Source organism: Pseudomonas sp. TH37, assembly GCF_016650735.1.
Taxonomy (GTDB): domain Bacteria; phylum Pseudomonadota; class Gammaproteobacteria; order Pseudomonadales; family Pseudomonadaceae; genus Aquipseudomonas; species Aquipseudomonas farris.
In genome coordinates, this window is the sequence record NZ_JAEKFD010000014.1 from 130,097 (window position 1) to 146,666 (window position 16,570).

General features: G+C 59.5%; 14 protein-coding genes and 1 pseudogene. 4 read left to right on the forward strand and 11 right to left on the reverse strand.

Features of this window, described 5'->3' with window-relative positions:
• Nucleotides 1–61: 61 nt before the first annotated feature.
• Together JFU11_RS26520 and JFU11_RS26525 are read right to left on the reverse strand one after the other, a co-directional pair.
• Nucleotides 62–1,027, reverse strand: a complete 966-nt coding sequence (locus tag JFU11_RS26520) for a 2-oxoglutarate and iron-dependent oxygenase domain-containing protein (protein WP_123718939.1) — start codon at nucleotides 1,025–1,027, stop codon at nucleotides 62–64.
• Between the two features lie 162 nt (nucleotides 1,028–1,189).
• Nucleotides 1,190–2,272, reverse strand: a complete 1,083-nt coding sequence (locus tag JFU11_RS26525; RefSeq protein ID WP_123718938.1) for a BMP family ABC transporter substrate-binding protein — start codon at nucleotides 2,270–2,272, stop codon at nucleotides 1,190–1,192.
• Nucleotides 2,273–2,568: 296 nt separating this feature from the next.
• Between JFU11_RS26525 and JFU11_RS26530 the strand changes: the two genes are divergently transcribed.
• Entirely contained in the window at nucleotides 2,569–3,657 is a 1,089-nt protein-coding gene (locus JFU11_RS26530) for a calcium:proton antiporter (protein ID WP_201062582.1), read from the forward strand.
• A gap of 120 nt (nucleotides 3,658–3,777) precedes the next feature.
• Here JFU11_RS26530 and JFU11_RS26535 read toward each other — a convergent pair whose 3' ends face one another.
• The 3 genes and pseudogenes from JFU11_RS26535 to JFU11_RS26545 all read right to left on the reverse strand — a co-directional run.
• Complete coding sequence (locus JFU11_RS26535; protein ID WP_123718936.1) at nucleotides 3,778–5,136, reverse strand: 8-oxoguanine deaminase; 1,359 nt, start codon at nucleotides 5,134–5,136, stop codon at nucleotides 3,778–3,780.
• A 266-nt stretch (nucleotides 5,137–5,402) separates the two neighbouring features.
• On the reverse strand, nucleotides 5,403–6,089 hold the full coding sequence (locus JFU11_RS26540; RefSeq protein WP_201062583.1) for an SDR family oxidoreductase: 687 nt from the start codon (nucleotides 6,087–6,089) through the stop codon (nucleotides 5,403–5,405).
• A gap of 25 nt (nucleotides 6,090–6,114) precedes the next feature.
• A pseudogene (locus tag JFU11_RS26545) lies at nucleotides 6,115–6,315 on the reverse strand (MerR family DNA-binding protein); the annotation flags it as partial.
• A gap of 84 nt (nucleotides 6,316–6,399) precedes the next feature.
• Here JFU11_RS26545 and JFU11_RS26550 point away from each other — a divergent pair.
• Nucleotides 6,400–6,822 (forward strand): hypothetical protein, encoded by a 423-nt coding sequence (locus JFU11_RS26550; protein WP_123718934.1) that lies wholly within the window; start codon nucleotides 6,400–6,402, stop codon nucleotides 6,820–6,822.
• Between the two features lie 80 nt (nucleotides 6,823–6,902).
• Here JFU11_RS26550 and JFU11_RS26555 read toward each other — a convergent pair whose 3' ends face one another.
• The 6 genes from JFU11_RS26555 to JFU11_RS26580 all read right to left on the reverse strand — a co-directional run bounded on the left by JFU11_RS26555 (nucleotide 6,903) and on the right by JFU11_RS26580 (nucleotide 13,373).
• Nucleotides 6,903–7,829: an ABC transporter permease gene (locus JFU11_RS26555; RefSeq protein WP_038978830.1), complete on the reverse strand. Its 927-nt coding sequence runs from the start codon at nucleotides 7,827–7,829 to the stop codon at nucleotides 6,903–6,905.
• Complete coding sequence (locus JFU11_RS26560; RefSeq protein ID WP_201062584.1) at nucleotides 7,829–8,935, reverse strand: ABC transporter permease; 1,107 nt, start codon at nucleotides 8,933–8,935, stop codon at nucleotides 7,829–7,831. The genes JFU11_RS26555 and JFU11_RS26560 overlap by 1 nt, the downstream gene beginning before the upstream one ends.
• A gap of 11 nt (nucleotides 8,936–8,946) precedes the next feature.
• Nucleotides 8,947–10,512 carry an ABC transporter ATP-binding protein gene (locus JFU11_RS26565; RefSeq protein ID WP_201062585.1) on the reverse strand — a complete coding sequence of 522 codons (1,566 nt, stop codon included), beginning with the start codon at nucleotides 10,510–10,512 and terminating at the stop codon, nucleotides 8,947–8,949.
• Between the two features lie 580 nt (nucleotides 10,513–11,092).
• Complete coding sequence (locus JFU11_RS26570; protein WP_201062586.1) at nucleotides 11,093–11,674, reverse strand: YigZ family protein; 582 nt, start codon at nucleotides 11,672–11,674, stop codon at nucleotides 11,093–11,095.
• Between the two features lie 7 nt (nucleotides 11,675–11,681).
• Nucleotides 11,682–12,332, reverse strand: coding sequence for a TetR/AcrR family transcriptional regulator (locus JFU11_RS26575; RefSeq protein WP_038978834.1), 651 nt, complete (start codon nucleotides 12,330–12,332; stop codon nucleotides 11,682–11,684).
• 120 nt (nucleotides 12,333–12,452) lie between these two features.
• Nucleotides 12,453–13,373 (reverse strand): LysR family transcriptional regulator, encoded by a 921-nt coding sequence (locus JFU11_RS26580; protein ID WP_008006295.1) that lies wholly within the window; start codon nucleotides 13,371–13,373, stop codon nucleotides 12,453–12,455.
• A gap of 139 nt (nucleotides 13,374–13,512) precedes the next feature.
• Here JFU11_RS26580 and JFU11_RS26585 point away from each other — a divergent pair, with 139 nt between their 5' ends.
• Nucleotides 13,513–14,862, forward strand: coding sequence for an aspartate aminotransferase family protein (locus JFU11_RS26585; protein ID WP_030128382.1), 1,350 nt, complete (start codon nucleotides 13,513–13,515; stop codon nucleotides 14,860–14,862).
• A 64-nt stretch (nucleotides 14,863–14,926) separates the two neighbouring features.
• Entirely contained in the window at nucleotides 14,927–16,420 is a 1,494-nt protein-coding gene (locus JFU11_RS26590; RefSeq protein WP_123718930.1) for a CoA-acylating methylmalonate-semialdehyde dehydrogenase, read from the forward strand.
• The last annotated feature ends 150 nt before the right edge of the window (nucleotides 16,421–16,570 follow it).

The window sequence follows — 16,570 nt, forward strand, 5'->3', positions numbered from 1 at the left end:
CAATGAGGGCATTCTACAGATGCGCGCAGAAACAATGAGCAAAACCTGACCAGCCGGTTCATTACACGGCTTCCTGTTCCCGTCGATAGGCGTAAGTATCGGCAAAGCGCGACAGCAGGAATTCGGCACAAGTGGTGGCCGGATACTTCGCTGGATGCCGTTCGTCCTGGCAACCGGGCAGGCATTCGATGGGCGTGTCGGGGTGCGGTTCGGCAAAGAACGGCATCGAGTACCGATCCACCCCCTGCGGGCTGATCACCCGATGCGGCGTCGACAGGTAACGGTCGTTGCTCCAGCGCGCCATCATGTCGCCGAGGTTGACCACGAACGTGCCTTCGATCGGCGGCGCATCAATCCATTCGCCCTGCACGTTGCGCACTTGCAGACCTCCCGCGGCATCCTGATAGAGCAGGGTGATGCAGCCGTAATCGGTGTGAGCGCCGGCACCTTGCTGATCTTCGGTGCTGGCAGTATGGCGCGGCGGGTAATGAATCATCCGCAGCACGCTGACCGGTTCTTTGAAACGGCTATCGAAGAAGTCACGCTCGATGCCTAATGCCAGAGTCATGGCCCGCAACAGGGTTTGAGCGAGCGCCTGCATGTCGACGTAGTGTTGCTCCATCAGCGATTCCCAACCGGGCATCGACGGATGACGGTTGGGACCGCGCAATGGTTTTTTCGCAATAACCTCGGGATGATCAGCCGGCAGGTGCAGGCCCATGTCGAAGGTTTCTTTCAGATCGCTGGGCTTGCTCGGGTCGAGTTGCTCGGTGGCGATGGCGCCATAGCCGCGGTGGTGGCGGGTCTGGGTGATGTCGATCTTGAGTTTTTCGGCGGCGGGCAGGGCGAAGAAACGTTGGGCATGGTCGAGCACGGCATCGATACGCGACGGGGCGATCAGGTGGCCCTTGATATAGAAAAAGCCCCATTCGCGGCAGGCGTGGTCGATTTGTGTGGCGATCGATTGCCAGGCGTTTTGATCAGCGCTGTAGAGCGGGCTGATGTCGATGATCGGGAGGCTGTTCATGCGATTGTCCTGAAGAGTACGCAGATTGACAAAACACTGCAGAGCCCTGTGGGAGCGGGCTTGCCCGCGATGACGTCTGCACATCCAACATCTCTGTTGACTGAAAGTCCGCTATCGCGGGCAAGCCCGCTCCCACAGGTACTGTGTTTTGGTTCAAAGGAATTACTTCGGTATCTCGGCCTTCATGCCTTCGACGTAGTAATTCATCGACGCCAGTTCCGCATTGGTTGCCGTCGCGCCCGCCGGGATTTTCTCGACGCCGGCCTGGTCCTTGATCGGCCCGGTGAACGGATGCAGAGCACCGCTCTTGATGTCGGCAATGATCTGTTCGGCTTCGGTTTTTACCGCAGCCGGCACCAGGTCGCTGATCGGCAGCTCAACCGTGCCTTCCTTCAGACCGCCCCAGTAATCCTGGGATTTCCATGTGTGGTCGAGCACGCTTTGGGTCGCCTGAATGTAGTGCGGCCCCCAGTCGTTGACGATAGACGTCAGCACCGCTTTTGGCCCGAAGTGCGCCATGTCCGACGCATAACCGACGGCATACACGCCGCGCCGTTCGGCCGCCTGGATCGGTGCCGGGCTGTCGGTGTGCTGGAACACCACGTCCACGCCCTGGTCGATCAGCGCATTGGCGGCGTCGGCTTCCTTGCCCGGATCGAACCAGGAATTGACCCACACCACTTTGATCTCGGTGCCCGGGTTGTACTTGTTCAGGGCCAGTTGAATGGCGTTGATATCGCGAATGACTTCCGGAATCGGGAAAGAAGCGACGTAGCCGACTTTCTTGGTCTTGGTCATCTTCGCCGCGAGGAAACCGCCGACGTAGCGGCCCTCATAAGTGCGCGCCAGGTAAGTGCCAAGGTTCTTGTCCTGCTTGTAGCCGGTGGCGTGTTCGAAAGTCACCTTGGGAAATTGCTTGGCGACTTTCAGGGTCGGGTTCATGTAGCCGAAAGACGTGGTGAAAATCAGGTCATATTTGTCCTTGGCCATGTTGCGGATCACCCGCTCGGCGTCGGCGCCCTCGGCGACGTTCTCCACGTAGTTGGTGGTGATCTGCTCGCCGAACTTCTTAGCCAGCGCCTTGCGTCCCTGTTCATGCTGATACGTCCAGCCGTGGTCACCGATTGGGCCGATATAGACGAAGCCGACTTTCAGCGGGTCGGCAGCACTGGCGGTCAGGCTGGCGCTCAGACCGATGGCTGCGGCGACAGCGCAAAGTAGCTGCTTCAACGGACGTTTATGCATGAACTGGAACTCCATTTTGTTGTGAGGTGTGCGAGGTCAATGCAAATTGCTGACCAACAGGACAACAAAATCAAAAGATCGCAGCCTGCGGCAGCTCCTACATGATTTCGCGTACTCCTGTAGGAGCTGCCGCAGGCTGCGATCTTTTGATGTTCAATTCACCACAGAACCATCCCGGTGCGCCCTCACCAATCCACGCCATCCACTGGTGCGCTAAGGTGTAACGAAACGTTGGCGCCGCCCCGCAGTCAGTAGCTCATCACGCCGATTTCGCTCAGTTCGGCAAAAGGCCCGCGATGCTCACACTCATCAAGCAAGAAAAGTTTCTACTGCTGGCCCTGATCACCGCCTTCGTCGCCTACCCGATGGAGCACTGGCTGCTGCACAGCGGCCAGACCATCGCCCTGAGCGCCGGCCTGGTGCTGATCGCGTTCATCGTCGCTGCCTCGATGCGCGTCGCCCATCATGCCGAACTGCTCGCCGAAAAAGTCGGCGACCCCTACGGCACAATGATCCTGACCCTGGCAGCGGTGTTGGTGGAAGTGGTGATCCTGGCGATCATGATGAGCAACGAAGCCTCAAAGACGCTGGTTCGCGACACGATTTATTCAGCGGTGATGCTCGACATCAACGGCATTCTCGGCCTGGCCGCGTTGATGGGTGGGCTCAAGCACGGCGAACAGTCTTACAACGACGACTCGGCGCGCAGCTACAGCGTGATGATCCTCACCGCCATGGGCGTTTCCATGGTGGTGCCGGAGTTCATTCCCGAGGCCAACTGGAAACTCTATTCAGCCTTCACCATCGGCGCGATGGTCGTGCTCTACGCTTTGTTCCTGCGCATGCAGGTCGGGCCTCATAGCTATTTCTTCAGCTACAGCTACCCGGAAAAGCGTCGCAGGAAGGAACCGGACGAGAAGCCCGAACCGATCAATCTGGCATTGAGCATCGGCACGTTGGTGTTTGGCGTGGTGGTGATCGGCGCATTGGCCGAAGTCATGTCCAAGACCCTCGATCTGGGCCTGGAAGGAACCGGAGCTCCGCCGGTGATCACGGCGATTCTGGTGGCGGCAATTTCCGCGGCGCCGGAGATTCTGACCGCGTTGCGGGCGGCACTGGCCAATCGCATGCAGTCGGTCGTCAACATCGCCATGGGCGCGTCGCTGTCGACGGTGATCCTGACGGTGCCGGTGATGGAAGCGATGGCGCTCTACACCGGCCAGCCATTTCAGATGGCGATGACCCCGGTGCAGACCGTTATGATCTTCATCACCCTGATCGTCAGCGCGATCAACCTCAATGATGGAGAAACCAACGCCATCGAAGGCATGACCCACTTTGTGCTGTTTGCGACGTTCATCATGTTGTCGTTGTTGGGCCTCTGAAACACCACAAGCCACTGTGGGAGCGAGCCTGCTCGCGATGGCGGTGTGTCAGGCACCATTAAACTGACTGACACTCCGTCATCGCGAGCAGGCTCGCTCCCACATGGGAAAGGTGTCGTATCAGACGCCGCTGATTAACTGCCGAGCCGCCTGGCTGTGATCGGCAATCAACCCTTTCAGATCCAGCCCCTCAACCTGTCCATCGATCACCCGCCACTTTCCGCCGACCATCACCCGGTCCGCCCGATCCGCGCCGCACAGCAGCAGCGCCGACACCGGATCATGGCTGCCGGAGAAGCGCAGTTCATCCAGTTTGAACAACGCCAGATCCGCCTGCTTGCCCACCGCCAGTTCACCGATATCGCTGCGCCCGAGCAAACTCGCCGAGCCCTTGGTCGCCCAGCCCAGTACCAACTCCGGCGTAATCTTTTCCGCGCCATAACGCAGCCGCTGGATGTACAGCGCCTGACGGGTTTCGAGGATCATGTTCGACGCATCGTTGGACGCCGAACCGTCCACGCCCAGACCCAGCAGCGCACCCGCAGCAGTCAGGTCCAGCGTCGGGCAAATGCCGGAGGCCAGGCGCATGTTCGAACTCGGGCAATGGCAAATACCCGTGCCGGCCGCGCCGAGACGGGCGATTTCGTCGGGGTTGAAATGAATGCCGTGGGCCAGCCAGGTGCGCGGGCCGAGCCAGCCGACGCTGTCCAGATAATCCACGGTACGCAGGCCGAAACGTTGCAGGCAGAAGTCTTCTTCGTCGAGGGTTTCTGCCAAGTGCGTGTGCAGGCGCACGTCGAGGGAGTTCGCCAGTTCGGCGCTGGCGGACATGATTTCCGGGGTCACCGAGAACGGTGAGCAGGGCGCTAGGGCGATTTGAATCTGCGCCCCATCGCCGCGCTCGTGGTACGCGGCAATCAAACGTTGGCTGTCATCGAGGATCACTTCGCCTTCCTGGACGGTTTGCTGCGGAGGCAGGCCGCCGTCTTTTTCACCAAGGCTCATGGAACCGCGAGTGAGCATGGCGCGCATGCCCAGTTCGCGGACGCTCTCGACCTGTACGTCGATCGCGTTTTCCAGGCCTTCCGGAAACAGGTAATGGTGATCGGCCGCGGTGGTGCAACCGGACAGCAGCAACTCGGCCAACGCGACTTTGGTGGCGAGGGCAAGTTTTTCAGGGGTGAGGCGAGCCCAAACTGGATAGAGGGTTTTTAACCACGGGAACAACGGCTGATTAACCACCGGCGCCCAGGCACGGGTCAGGGTTTGATAGAAGTGGTGATGGGTATTAATCAGCCCTGGCAGGATCACATGTTCGCGCGCATCGAAAACGTGGTCACAGGACGCGGAGGGTTGCTGGCCGGCGCTGAGCACTTCGACGATCAAACCGTCTTGCAGCACCAGACCGCCACGGGCATCGAGCGCGTTGGCCGTGAAAATGGCGAGGGGATTTTTTAACCAGGTACGGGTCGCAGGCATGGTGGCCGGCTCCTCTGAAAGTTGGGTTCAGGGTTGCCAGCTCAGTGTTGCCCTGTCTGCTGATCCAGGGTCGCCGCGGGGGCGAGGTGCGGAGTTTCGAACAAAAAAGCTTTGCGGGCAAGCCCGGTCCGACCAGGCGATGCCAAACCCTGTGGGAGCCGGGCTTGCCCGCGATGCAGGCACCTCGGTTTTTCAGCGATACCGAGGTGATGCTATCGCAGCGGTGCGGCGATCCGACAAGCCAGCTCCCACAGGGTGCGGTGGTGTTACCAGGGAATGGTCTCACCCCTGTAGTTCACAAAATGATGCCCGCCCTTGCCGGCATACGCATTCACCTGATCGATCAGCCCGCGGGTGCTGGTTTCCACATCAATGTCCGCGCCTTCACCGCCCATATCAGTCTTCACCCAACCCGGATGCAGCGACAGCACGGTGAGTTTCTGTTCGCCCAATTGGGTGACGAAGCTGTTGGTCATGGAGTTCAGCGCCGCCTTGCTGGCCTTGTACAGCGCCAGCTCCGGCGCGTCGGGCATGGTCACGCTGCCCAGCACCGAACTCATGAACGCCAGCACGCCGCTGTCTTCACGAATCTGCCCGACAAATCGCTGGGCCAGATTGATCGGCGCCACGGCGTTGGTGAAGAACAATTGACCGACCTCGGCCAACGTCGCGCCGCCCGGCGTCTGGACCTCCGGCCCCTTGACCCCGGCATTCACGAACAACAAGTCGAACACTTCACCCTTGAGTTGTTGGCTAAGGGCGATGACTGCTTGCTGATCGTCCATGTCGAGTTTTTCGATCCGCACCTTGCCCAACGCTTGCAAGGCTTCGGCGTTCTGCGGGTTACGCACGGTGGCGGTGACTTGCCAACCGTCGGCCAGCAGGGTTTTCACCAGACCGAGGCCCAAGCCCCGGGAGGCGCCGATGATGAGTGCGGTTTTTGCCGTAGACATGAATGGCTTCCTGGATAGATGAGAATCACGGATTTAATGGACAACGCTGGCCGAGTCGATGTTGCAGTTCCTGACGCAAGACGTCGAGTTCGGCGATGCGGGTTTCGATCAGGTTCAGTTTGTCTTGCAGCAGCCGGGTAACGGCATTGGCTGGGTCGGGCGCCTGCCACAGCGCAGCGACACTGCTGCCGATCTCACCAAGGGTAAAGCCCCGCCGCTGAGCCGAATCTTGGTGTCTCGAGAGGGCTTGACCCTGGAGCATACTCCAGGCTTTAGCCTTGTTGCTCCCTGAATTTATGGAGCAATGCCGATGTGGACTTCAACGCAATATCGTCAAGTGGTGCGTGGCAGTGCGTGGTACGACCTGATCGTGACCGCTGCTTTTGTGACACCGTGGAGTTTTGCGGCGTTGCATGGCGTGTTGTTGAGCCTGAGTCAGACTTTCAATCTGCCAGGCGAGCTGCCGCCGTTCGAGCCGATGCATATGCTGATGGCGAATTTATTGGGTTCGATTGTGTGCGTCTGGGCGGTGCTGCGGATTCGTGATCCGCAGTTGGTGTTTGGGCGGTATGACGCGGTGGGGAGGTTTCTGTTTTCGGCTTGGCAACTGTATGCCTTGCTCCACGGCGCCAGTTCATTGCTGGTTGTTTTCTTGGTCTTTGAATTGGCGTGGGGCGTTGTTCAGGTGATGCCTGTTCGGGCGCCATCGCGGGCAAGCCCGCTCCCACAGTGATTTTGGCGAACACGGAATTTTCGATCGACACAAAACTTGTGGGAGCGGGCTTGCCCGCGATGAGGCCCTTGAAGCCAACCCTAATGCCCGGCCTGCCACGGCTGCCCCAACGAAACCGGCGCATACAACCGTGTGCGCACGGCATCCCGGGACAGCAGCACCAACACCACAATGGTCGCGACATACGGCAGCATCGCCAACAGGCTCGACGGAATCGCCAGCCCTAACCCCTGCGCCACCAAATGCAGGATGCTGGCGAGACCGAACAGATACGCCCCGAGCAGCAATCGCCACACCCGCCAACTGGCAAACACCACCAGCGCCAGGGCAATCCAGCCACGACCGGCGCTCATGTTTTCCGCCCACATCGGCGTGTACGCCAGGGACAAATAAGCCCCGGCCAACCCCGCCATTGCGCCGCCAAACAGCACCGCCAGCGTACGCACGCGCAACACCGGCAAGCCCATGGCACTAGCGGCATCCGGGTTTTCGCCGACTGCCTGAATAATCAACCCGACGCGACTTTTCAGAATCACCCAGGCCACTAACGTGAACAGCGCGAACGACAGATACACCAACAAGTCCTGGGCAAACAGCATCCGTCCGATCAGCGGGATTTCACTCAACAACGGAATCGCCACTGGCTCAAAACCCGCCAACGGTTTGCCAACCCACGCTGCGCCGACAAAGGTCGACAGGCCCACGCCGAAGATCGTCAACGCCAACCCGGTCGCCACCTGATTGGCATTGAACACCAGTGCCACCAAGGCAAACAGCGACGACAACAGCATCCCGGCGAGCATTGCCAGCAACACGCCAAGCCAGAGATTGCCGCTGTTCAGCGCGACGATAAAACCGATCACCGCGCCAAACAGCATCATGCCTTCCTGCCCGAGATTGAGGACGCCACTCTTCTCGCAAATCAGCTCGCCCAGCGCCACCAGCAACAACGGCGTACCGCAACGGACCATGGCGTAGAAAATATTGCTCAGCAGATCGATATCCATCACAAGGCTCCTGCGTGTACGGCGGTGGTTGGTGCACGGCGAGCCCAGCGCAGGTTCAAACGCGGTCGGTAGAGAATCAGTACGTCACAGGCCAGCAGGAAAAACAGCATCATCCCCTGGAACAATTGAGTGATGGCTTGCGGCAGGTTCATGCTCATCTGCGCGCTCTCGCCACCGATGTACAGCAGCGCCATCAACAGGCTGGAAAACAGAATGCCGATGGGATTCAGTCGCCCGAGAAACGCCACGGTGATCGCCGCATAACCGTAACCCGGTGAGACTTGCGGCACCAATTGACCGATCGGCCCGGTGACTTCGCACACGCCGGCCAGCCCCGCCAAACCGCCGCTGATCAACAGCGCCAGCCAGATCAGCCGCTTCTCGCGAAAGCCGACAAAACCGGCGGCGCGCTTGTCCAGCCCAAGCACTTTGATCTGGAAGCCGACAAAGCTTTTCTGCAGCAACACCCACACCGCTACCAGCGCGAGCAAGGCGAAATACACACCGGCGTGAACCCGGCCGTCCTCCATCAACAGCGGCAGTCGACTGGCATCGCCGAACATCGCCGACTCTGGAAAGTTGAACCCGGCCGGGTCTTTCAGCGGGCCGTGGACGCAGAACAGCAGCAGGTTCAGGGCGATGTAATTGAGCATGATGCTGGTGAGGATTTCATTGGCGTTGAAGCGCGTGCGCAACCATGCCGTCAGCCCGGCCCACGCGGCGCCGGCCAAGGTGCCGACCACCAGGATTAGCACCAGCGCCCAGCGACTTTGCATATCGATAATGTTCACTGCCAACGCACTGCCGGCGAGGGCGCCGAGCAGCAACTGACCTTCGGCGCCGATGTTCCAGATCCGCGCCTGATACGCCACCGCCAGGCCCAATGCGCAGAGCAGAATCGGCAACGCTTTGACCAACAATTCGGAGACGCCGTACAAGTCGCTGATCGGTGCAATCAGCAACGTGTGCAAGGTCAGCACCGGATCGTGGCCCAGCGCGATAAACAGCAGTGAGCCGCAGCCCAGCGTCAACACGGCCGCCAGCAAGGGCGAGCACCACAACATCAGGCGCGATTGCTGGCCACGGGGTTCGAGAGAAAGCAGCATGTGAAACTCCGTTAAAGCGCTACGGGGGCAGGTGATTGAGGCGCGTCGAACTGGCCGGCCATCCAGCCGCCGACGTCGCTCAGATGGGTGTCGACGGTGGCCTGCAATGGCGACAGCCGACCGCCGCACAGGGCGCCGAGGCGGTCGCTGATCTGGAACAATTCGTCGAGGTCTTCAGAGATCACCAGAATCGCCGCGCCAGCATCGCGTAAGGCAATCAACGCCCGGTGAATGGTCGCGGCCGCGCCGACGTCCACGCCCCAGGTCGGGTGCGCGGCCACCAGTAATTTAGGCTGCTGAAGGATCTCCCGGCCGAGGATGAATTTTTGCAAGTTGCCGCCGGACAGGCTGCGAGCAGGCGCCTGGGCATCAGGTGTCTTGACCCCGAAGCGGCGGATGATGTCTTCGGCCAGCGCTTCGACCTTGCCGCGCTGAATCAGGCCGTTGCTGACCAGCCCCTGTTGAAAGGCGGTGAGCAGGGCGTTATCTGCCAGGCTCAGCTCCGGCACCGCGCCATGGCCCAGACGCTCGGCGGGAACGAATGCCAGGCCAAGTTTACGTCGAGCATCTGGCCGCAAATGGGCCACTGGTTGCCGGCCGAAACTGATCGTTGCGCTGTCATCGCGGGGCAGCCGTTCTTCACCACTGAGCAAGGCCAGCAACTCATCCTGGCCATTGCCGGCCACTCCGGCGACCCCCACGATTTCGCCGCTGCGCACGTCGAAATCAATATTCTTCAGAGAGCAGCCGAACGGGTCCGGGTTGTGCCAGGACAACCCCGTCACGTTCAAAAACGCATCCGCGCCAATGACCTTTGGATACTCGGTGATCAGCTCGGCAGCTTCACCGACCATCAACTGCGCCAGTTTCCGATCCGAGCACTCCGCCGGCACGCAATGCCCGGCCACCCGACCGCCGCGCAACACCGTAGCGCTGTGGCACAACGCGCGCACTTCGCCGAGCTTGTGGCTGATAAACAGAATGCTGCAGCCCTCGGCGGCCAGTCGGCGCAAAGTGACGAACAACTCATCGGCCTCTTGCGGAGTCAGTACCGACGTCGGCTCATCGAGAATCAGCAGGCGAATGTCTTGCATCAGGCAGCGAATGATTTCCACCCGTTGACGCTCGCCGATGGACAGGCTGTGGACAAGTCGCTCCGGTTCCAGCGCCATGCCGTAGCGTTGGGACACTTCGCGAATCTTCGGCTCAAGCTGCTTCGGTGTTCCTGCCGCAGCGCCCATTGCCAGCGCGATGTTCTGCGCCACGCTCAGGGTTTCGAACAGCGAGAAATGCTGGAACACCATGCCAATCCCGAGGCCGCGAGCCTGGGCCGGATTGCGCATGCTCACGCGCTGGCCCTGCCAGATCATTTCCCCTGAGTCGGCGTGAGTGACGCCGTAGATGATCTTCATCAGGGTACTTTTGCCCGCACCGTTTTCGCCGAGCAGGGCGTGGATTTCACCCGGCGCAATGCTCAAGTCGATGGCATCGTTGGCCAGGCAACCGGGGTAACGTTTGCTGATTCTGCGCAATTGCAGGCGGGGTATTTGATCGGGGATCGGCACGGGGTTGGACATGACAGGCTCAGGTCGACAGAAGTTATGCCTGGGGATAAAGCAATTTCCTGGCCATTGAGTCAGGAAATCGGCAAAGCCTTGCTGGCATAGGGGTTGTGGACGGTGCCTCGCCATATTCCAATTCCGAATCAGGCACCACTTGAGGGCACGTTCTTTGATCAGGCTCTGGTTTTGCGCGCGGTGAATTGATCAAAAAACGAGCAATACCCTGCAAGCTATGTCGGACATGGGGCTGCGCCAGCCATGAACGGGTTATCCACAGGTTGTTCCACAGTATTTGTGCGCAAGCCGACGGGAGGGGCATAAGCAGTGAGGGGCTTTCTTCTAATGGCGATAAACCGCTCTAACTGATTGTTTTTACGTGGAATAAATGTTGTTGCTGAGGATTTGGATGAAAAATGAGCAAAGCCCGCAAAGCCGCATGACAGAAGGGTTACAGCGGAATGTGCTCAGGTTATCCACAGCCGGGTGCACAGCAGATGTGGGCAAGTATCGAGAGTAAAGAAAACCGGGCTGCCCCAAAAGATCGCAGCGCCCACAGGCGCGTAGGAGCTGTCGCAGGCTGCGATTTTTTGATCTTTTATCGCTGCAACAAAATGCGCCCGCGACTCAAATCCGCCAGCTGCATCTGCAAAGTCTCTATTTGCCCCTCGCCGATCGCCAATTGCAGTTCCACGCCATTGGCCGTGAAGGTTTCTTCCACGACCAAACCGCCCAGTTCCGCTACCCGAAGCTTCACCAGCGCCAACTCGCCAAACGCACAGGCACAACTGACCGGCACCCGGCTGATCAGCTCGACCTTCGGCGCCCCTTGCAGGCATTTGTTGGCGCCGCCGCCATAGGCCCGGGCGAGGCCGCCGGTGCCCAGTTGAATGCCGCCATACCAGCGGATCACCAGCACCGCGACCTGATCGCAATCCTGCGCTTCGATCGCTGCCAGAATCGGCCGGCCAGCGGTGCCGCCGGGTTCGCCATCGTCATTGCTGCGGTATTGATCGCCGAGTTTCCATGCCCAGCAATTGTGCGAGGCGTTCAAATCACTGTGCTGCTCGATGAACGCCTGGGCGTCGACTGCGCTAGTGATTGGCCCGGCGAGGGTGATGAAGCGGCTTTTGCGATTCTCTTCGCGGTATTCGCAAAAGCCGCTGAGGGTAAAAGGCATAGGTGTCTTAGATAGCAGGCGTCAGGCCGCAGCCTTTGAGAATGATGCGGATCAGGTTGTTGCCGGCGTCTTCCATGTCTTGCTTGGTCAACTTGGTGCGCCCGGTGACACGGCAGATTTGCGTGGCAAAATCGGCGTAATGCTGGGTGCTGCCCCACAGCAGGAAGATCAGGTGCACCGGGTCGACCGGGTCCATTTTGCCGGCGTCGATCCACGCCTGGAACACTGCGGCCCGGCCCTGAAACCAGATGCGATAGTCCTGGTTGAAATGCGCGCTCAGGCATTCGCCGCCGCTGATGACCTCCATGGCGAAGACCCGCGAAGCCTGCGGCTGGCGTCGGGAGAATTCCATTTTTGCGCGAATGTATCGAGTCAATGCTTCTGCCGGATCATCCTCGACGGTCAGGGTATTGAAGGTGCTGTCCCACAATTCAAGGATGTTACTCAGCACCGCCACGTACAAACCGAGTTTGTTGGTGAAGTAGTAATGCAGATTCGCTTTGGGCAACCCCGCATTCTGCGCGATGGTGTTCATGCTGGTGCCTTTGAACCCGTGACGGGCGAACTCGTCTTCGGCGGCTTTGATGATGGTCTCTTCGTTCTTCTGACGAATGCGGCTGGCGGGTTTGCCGCCGTGGGCTGGGACTTCAAAGGTCATAGGCACTTCCGAACAGGTAAATGGGTGCAACCAGATGCGTTGATAGCGCACCCGCAGGCCGCAGACAAGTCCTGTCGCGATAAAACCTTGACCACCGCAATTCCACAGGGATTTTCTTGTTCAACGCGTCGCTGCCAGGCTCTCCAGAAAACTCTCCAGCACCAAGTGGGGACGACGGCCCTTGCGGGTGACCGATGCCAGACTCAGGTCATAAAAACGCGCCTTGGGTTTCAGTGCACGCAATCGGCCCTGCTGCACCCAGAGGCTGGCGTAATGATCCGGCAGATAACCGATGTAGCGCCCGGTCAGAATCAGAAATGCCATGCCTTCGCGATCCGACGCACTGGCGGTGCAGTTGAGCGCTTGATAATGGGCCTGGATCTCGGCGGGCAAACGGAAGGTCGGGGCGATGGCGTCCTGGCTATTGAGGCGTTCATCGTCCAGCTGTTTGTCGTCGACATAGAACAACGGATGGCCGACCGCGCAATACAGCAGCGAACGTTCGCTGTAGAGCGGCTGATATTCCAGACCCGATAGCGCGCTGGCTTGCGGCACCACGCCGACGTGCAAGCGACCGTCGAGCACGCCTTGTTCGACTTCATTGGGCGCGATCATGCGGATCTGGATCTGTACATCCGGACCACGCTCCTTCAACTGCGCCAGGGCATGGGTGATGCGCATATGGGGCAGGGTGACCAGGTTGTCGGTCAGGCCGATGGTCAACTCACCGCGCAAATGTTGGTGGAGGCCGTTGACCTCGGTGCGGAAACTTTCCAGCGCACTTAATAGCTGCAGCGCTGATTGGTAGACCTCGCGGCCTTCTTCGGTCAGGGAAAAGCCGGCACGACCGCGTTGACAAAGACGCAGGCCGAGGCGTTGCTCCAGATCGCTCATCTGCTGGCTGATCGCCGAGCGACCGATCCCCAGCACCGACTCTGCCGCGGAGAAGCCGCCGCATTCCACGACGCTGCGAAAAATCCGCAACAGGCGGATATCAAAGTCACTGACTTGCGCCAGCGGATCGGGACGACGGCTGCTCATGCTTTGTTTACTCAAAGTTTAGTAGATGGCTGACTGAAGGTTAGAAAAGTTGGATTTCACCGACTTTATCTCCGTGGCAATTTAGCTGCAAGAAAGCTTTTCATCTCCACGCCGCTTATTGCCCTGCGAGGTTTTGCCCATGAACGTGCCTGAAAACGCCCCGACTTCCCTGGCCAGCCAGCTCAAGCTCGATGCTCACTGGATGCCCTACACCGCGAACCGCAATTTCCAGCGCGACCCGCGACTGATCGTGGCTGCCGAGGGCAGTTGGCTGACAGACGACAAGGGCCGCAAGGTCTACGATTCGCTCTCGGGTCTGTGGACCTGCGGCGCCGGACACACCCGCAAGGAAATCCAGGAAGCGGTGGCCAAGCAACTGGGCACCCTCGATTACTCGCCGGGCTTCCAGTACGGTCATCCGCTGTCGTTCCAGTTGGCCGAGAAAATCACCGACCTGACGCCGGGCAATCTGAATCACGTGTTCTTCACCGACTCGGGTTCCGAGTGTGCAGACACAGCGGTGAAAATGGTGCGTGCTTACTGGCGCCTTAAAGGCCAGGCCACCAAAACCAAAATGATCGGTCGTGCTCGTGGTTATCACGGCGTGAACATCGCCGGCACCAGCCTCGGCGGCGTGAACGGCAACCGCAAACTGTTCGGTCAGGCGATGATGGACGTCGATCACCTGCCGCACACTTTGCTGGCGAGCAATGCGTTTTCCCGTGGGATGCCGGAGCAAGGTGGTATCGCCCTGGCCGATGAACTGCTCAAGCTGATCGAACTGCACGATGCCTCGAACATTGCTGCGGTATTCGTCGAACCAATGGCCGGTTCCGCTGGCGTTCTGGTTCCGCCGCAGGGTTACCTCAAGCGTCTGCGCGAAATCTGCGATCAGCACAATATCCTGCTGGTGTTCGACGAAGTGATCACCGGTTTCGGCCGTACCGGTTCGATGTTCGGCGCCGACAGCTTCGGCGTGACTCCGGACCTGATGTGCATCGCCAAGCAAGTCACTAACGGTGCGATCCCGATGGGCGCGGTGATTGCCAGCTCCGAGATCTACCAGACCTTCATGAACCAGGCGACGCCTGAGTACGCGGTGGAATTCCCGCACGGCTACACCTATTCCGCGCACCCGGTGGCTTGCGCCGCAGGCCTGGCAGCACTCGATCTGCTGCAAAAGGAAAACCTGGTGCAAAGCGTGGCGGAAGTGGCGCCGCATTTCGAAAATGCATTGCATGGCCTGAAGGGCTCGAAAAACGTCATCGACATTCGTAACTACGGGTTGGCCGGTGCTATCCAGATTGCGCCTCGCGACGGCGATGCCATCGTGCGTCCGTTCGAAGCCGGCATGGCTCTGTGGAAAGCCGGGTTCTACGTGCGCTTCGGCGGCGACACCCTGCAGTTCGGCCCAACCTTCAACAGCAAGCCGCAAGACCTCGATCGTCTATTCGACGCGGTCGGCGAAGTGCTGAACAAAATCGACTGATTTTTCCCTCTATATATAGGCGTCCTCTCGCGGGCGCCTGTGGACAACTTTTCAGGAGCCCCGCATGAGTCTTATCCCACATTTGATCAATGGCGAACTGGTGATCGAAGACGGTCGCACGGCCGACGTGTTCAACCCGTCCACCGGTCAGGCGATCCACAAGCTGCCATTGGCCAGCCGTGAAACCATTCAAAAAGCCATCGACTCGGCCAAAGCTGCGTTCCCGGCCTGGCGTAACACTCCGCCGGCCAAGCGTGCTCAGGTGATGTTCCGCTTCAAGCAATTGCTGGAGCAGAACGAAGCCCGCATCGCACAACTGATCAGTGAAGAACATGGCAAGACCCTGGAAGATGCGGCCGGTGAATTGAAGCGCGGGATCGAGAACGTCGAGTTCGCCTGTGCTGCACCGGAAATTCTCAAGGGCGAGTACAGCCGTAACGTAGGGCCGAACATTGATGCCTGGTCGGACTTCCAGCCATTGGGTGTGGTGGCCGGTATTACTCCGTTCAACTTCCCGGCCATGGTGCCGCTGTGGATGTATCCGTTGGCAATCGTCTGCGGCAACTGCTTTATTCTGAAACCGTCCGAGCGCGATCCAAGCTCGACGCTGCTGATTGCTCAGCTGCTGTTGGAAGCCGGCCTGCCGAAAGGCGTGCTGAGTGTGGTGCATGGCGACAAGGCTGCGGTGGATGCCTTGATTGAAGCGCCGGAAGTCAAAGCGCTGAGCTTTGTCGGTTCGACGCCGATTGCCGAATACATTTACGCCGAAGGCACCAAGCGCGGCAAACGCGTCCAGGCGCTGGGCGGGGCGAAGAACCACGCGGTATTGATGCCGGATGCGGATCTGGATAACGCAGTCAGCGCACTGATGGGCGCGGCGTACGGTTCGTGCGGTGAGCGCTGCATGGCAATCTCGGTGGCCGTCTGCGTCGGCGACCAGGTGGCTGATGCGCTGGTGGCCAAACTGGTGCCTCAGGTCAAAGCGTTGAAAATCGGTGCCGGTACGACCTGCGGCCTGGATATGGGGCCGCTGGTTTCCGGTCAGGCTCGCGATAAAGTCAGTGGCTATATAGAAGACGGCGTTTCAGCAGGTGCAACCTTGGTTGTGGATGGTCGTGGTCTGAGCGTGGCCGGTCATGAGGAAGGTTTCTTCCTCGGCGGCTGCCTGTTCGATAACGTCACGCCAGAAATGCGCATCTATAAAGAAGAGATCTTCGGGCCGGTGCTGTGCGTCGTTCGGGTCAATAGCCTGGAAGAGGCGATGCAACTGATCAACGATCACGAATATGGCAACGGCACTTGTATCTTCACGCGTGATGGGGAAGCGGCGCGGTTGTTCTGCGATGAGATTGAAGTGGGCATGGTCGGCGTCAACGTGCCATTGCCGGTGCCAGTGGCTTATCACAGCTTTGGCGGCTGGAAGCGTTCGCTGTTTGGCGATCTGCATGCGTATGGTCCGGATGGCGTGCGTTTCTACACTCGTCGCAAGGCTATTACCCAGCGCTGGCCGCAACGAGCGAGCCATGAGGCTTCGCAGTTCGCATTCCCTAGCTTGTAAGTAGAAGGGCAGAAGGCCGACCTCTTGAGGTCGGCCTTCGTGTTTTCGGGCTTTTTGGACTTATATGACAGAAATGTGAAAATTGGTGTTGACGGCAGATTCTGAAAGCCTATAATTCGCCCCACTTCCGGCGCAGTCGAAACGGAAAAT

Coding starts and splice junctions, on each gene's coding strand:
- JFU11_RS26585 (WP_030128382.1), top strand. CDS start 13,513: ATGAACGTGCCTGAAAACGCCCCGACTTCCCTGGCCAGCCAGCTCAAG.
- JFU11_RS26580 (WP_008006295.1), bottom strand. CDS start 13,373: ATGAGCAGCCGTCGTCCCGATCCGCTGGCGCAAGTCAGTGACTTTGAT.
- JFU11_RS26535 (WP_123718936.1), bottom strand. CDS start 5,136: ATGCCTGCGACCCGTACCTGGTTAAAAAATCCCCTCGCCATTTTCACG.
- JFU11_RS26565 (WP_201062585.1), bottom strand. CDS start 10,512: ATGTCCAACCCCGTGCCGATCCCCGATCAAATACCCCGCCTGCAATTG.
- JFU11_RS26540 (WP_201062583.1), bottom strand. CDS start 6,089: ATGTCTACGGCAAAAACCGCACTCATCATCGGCGCCTCCCGGGGCTTG.
- JFU11_RS26560 (WP_201062584.1), bottom strand. CDS start 8,935: ATGCTGCTTTCTCTCGAACCCCGTGGCCAGCAATCGCGCCTGATGTTG.
- JFU11_RS26570 (WP_201062586.1), bottom strand. CDS start 11,674: ATGCCTTTTACCCTCAGCGGCTTTTGCGAATACCGCGAAGAGAATCGC.
- JFU11_RS26550 (WP_123718934.1), top strand. CDS start 6,400: ATGTGGACTTCAACGCAATATCGTCAAGTGGTGCGTGGCAGTGCGTGG.
- JFU11_RS26525 (WP_123718938.1), bottom strand. CDS start 2,272: ATGCATAAACGTCCGTTGAAGCAGCTACTTTGCGCTGTCGCCGCAGCC.
- JFU11_RS26520 (WP_123718939.1), bottom strand. CDS start 1,027: ATGAACAGCCTCCCGATCATCGACATCAGCCCGCTCTACAGCGCTGAT.
- JFU11_RS26555 (WP_038978830.1), bottom strand. CDS start 7,829: ATGGATATCGATCTGCTGAGCAATATTTTCTACGCCATGGTCCGTTGC.
- JFU11_RS26575 (WP_038978834.1), bottom strand. CDS start 12,332: ATGACCTTTGAAGTCCCAGCCCACGGCGGCAAACCCGCCAGCCGCATT.
- JFU11_RS26590 (WP_123718930.1), top strand. CDS start 14,927: ATGAGTCTTATCCCACATTTGATCAATGGCGAACTGGTGATCGAAGAC.
- JFU11_RS26530 (WP_201062582.1), top strand. CDS start 2,569: ATGCTCACACTCATCAAGCAAGAAAAGTTTCTACTGCTGGCCCTGATC.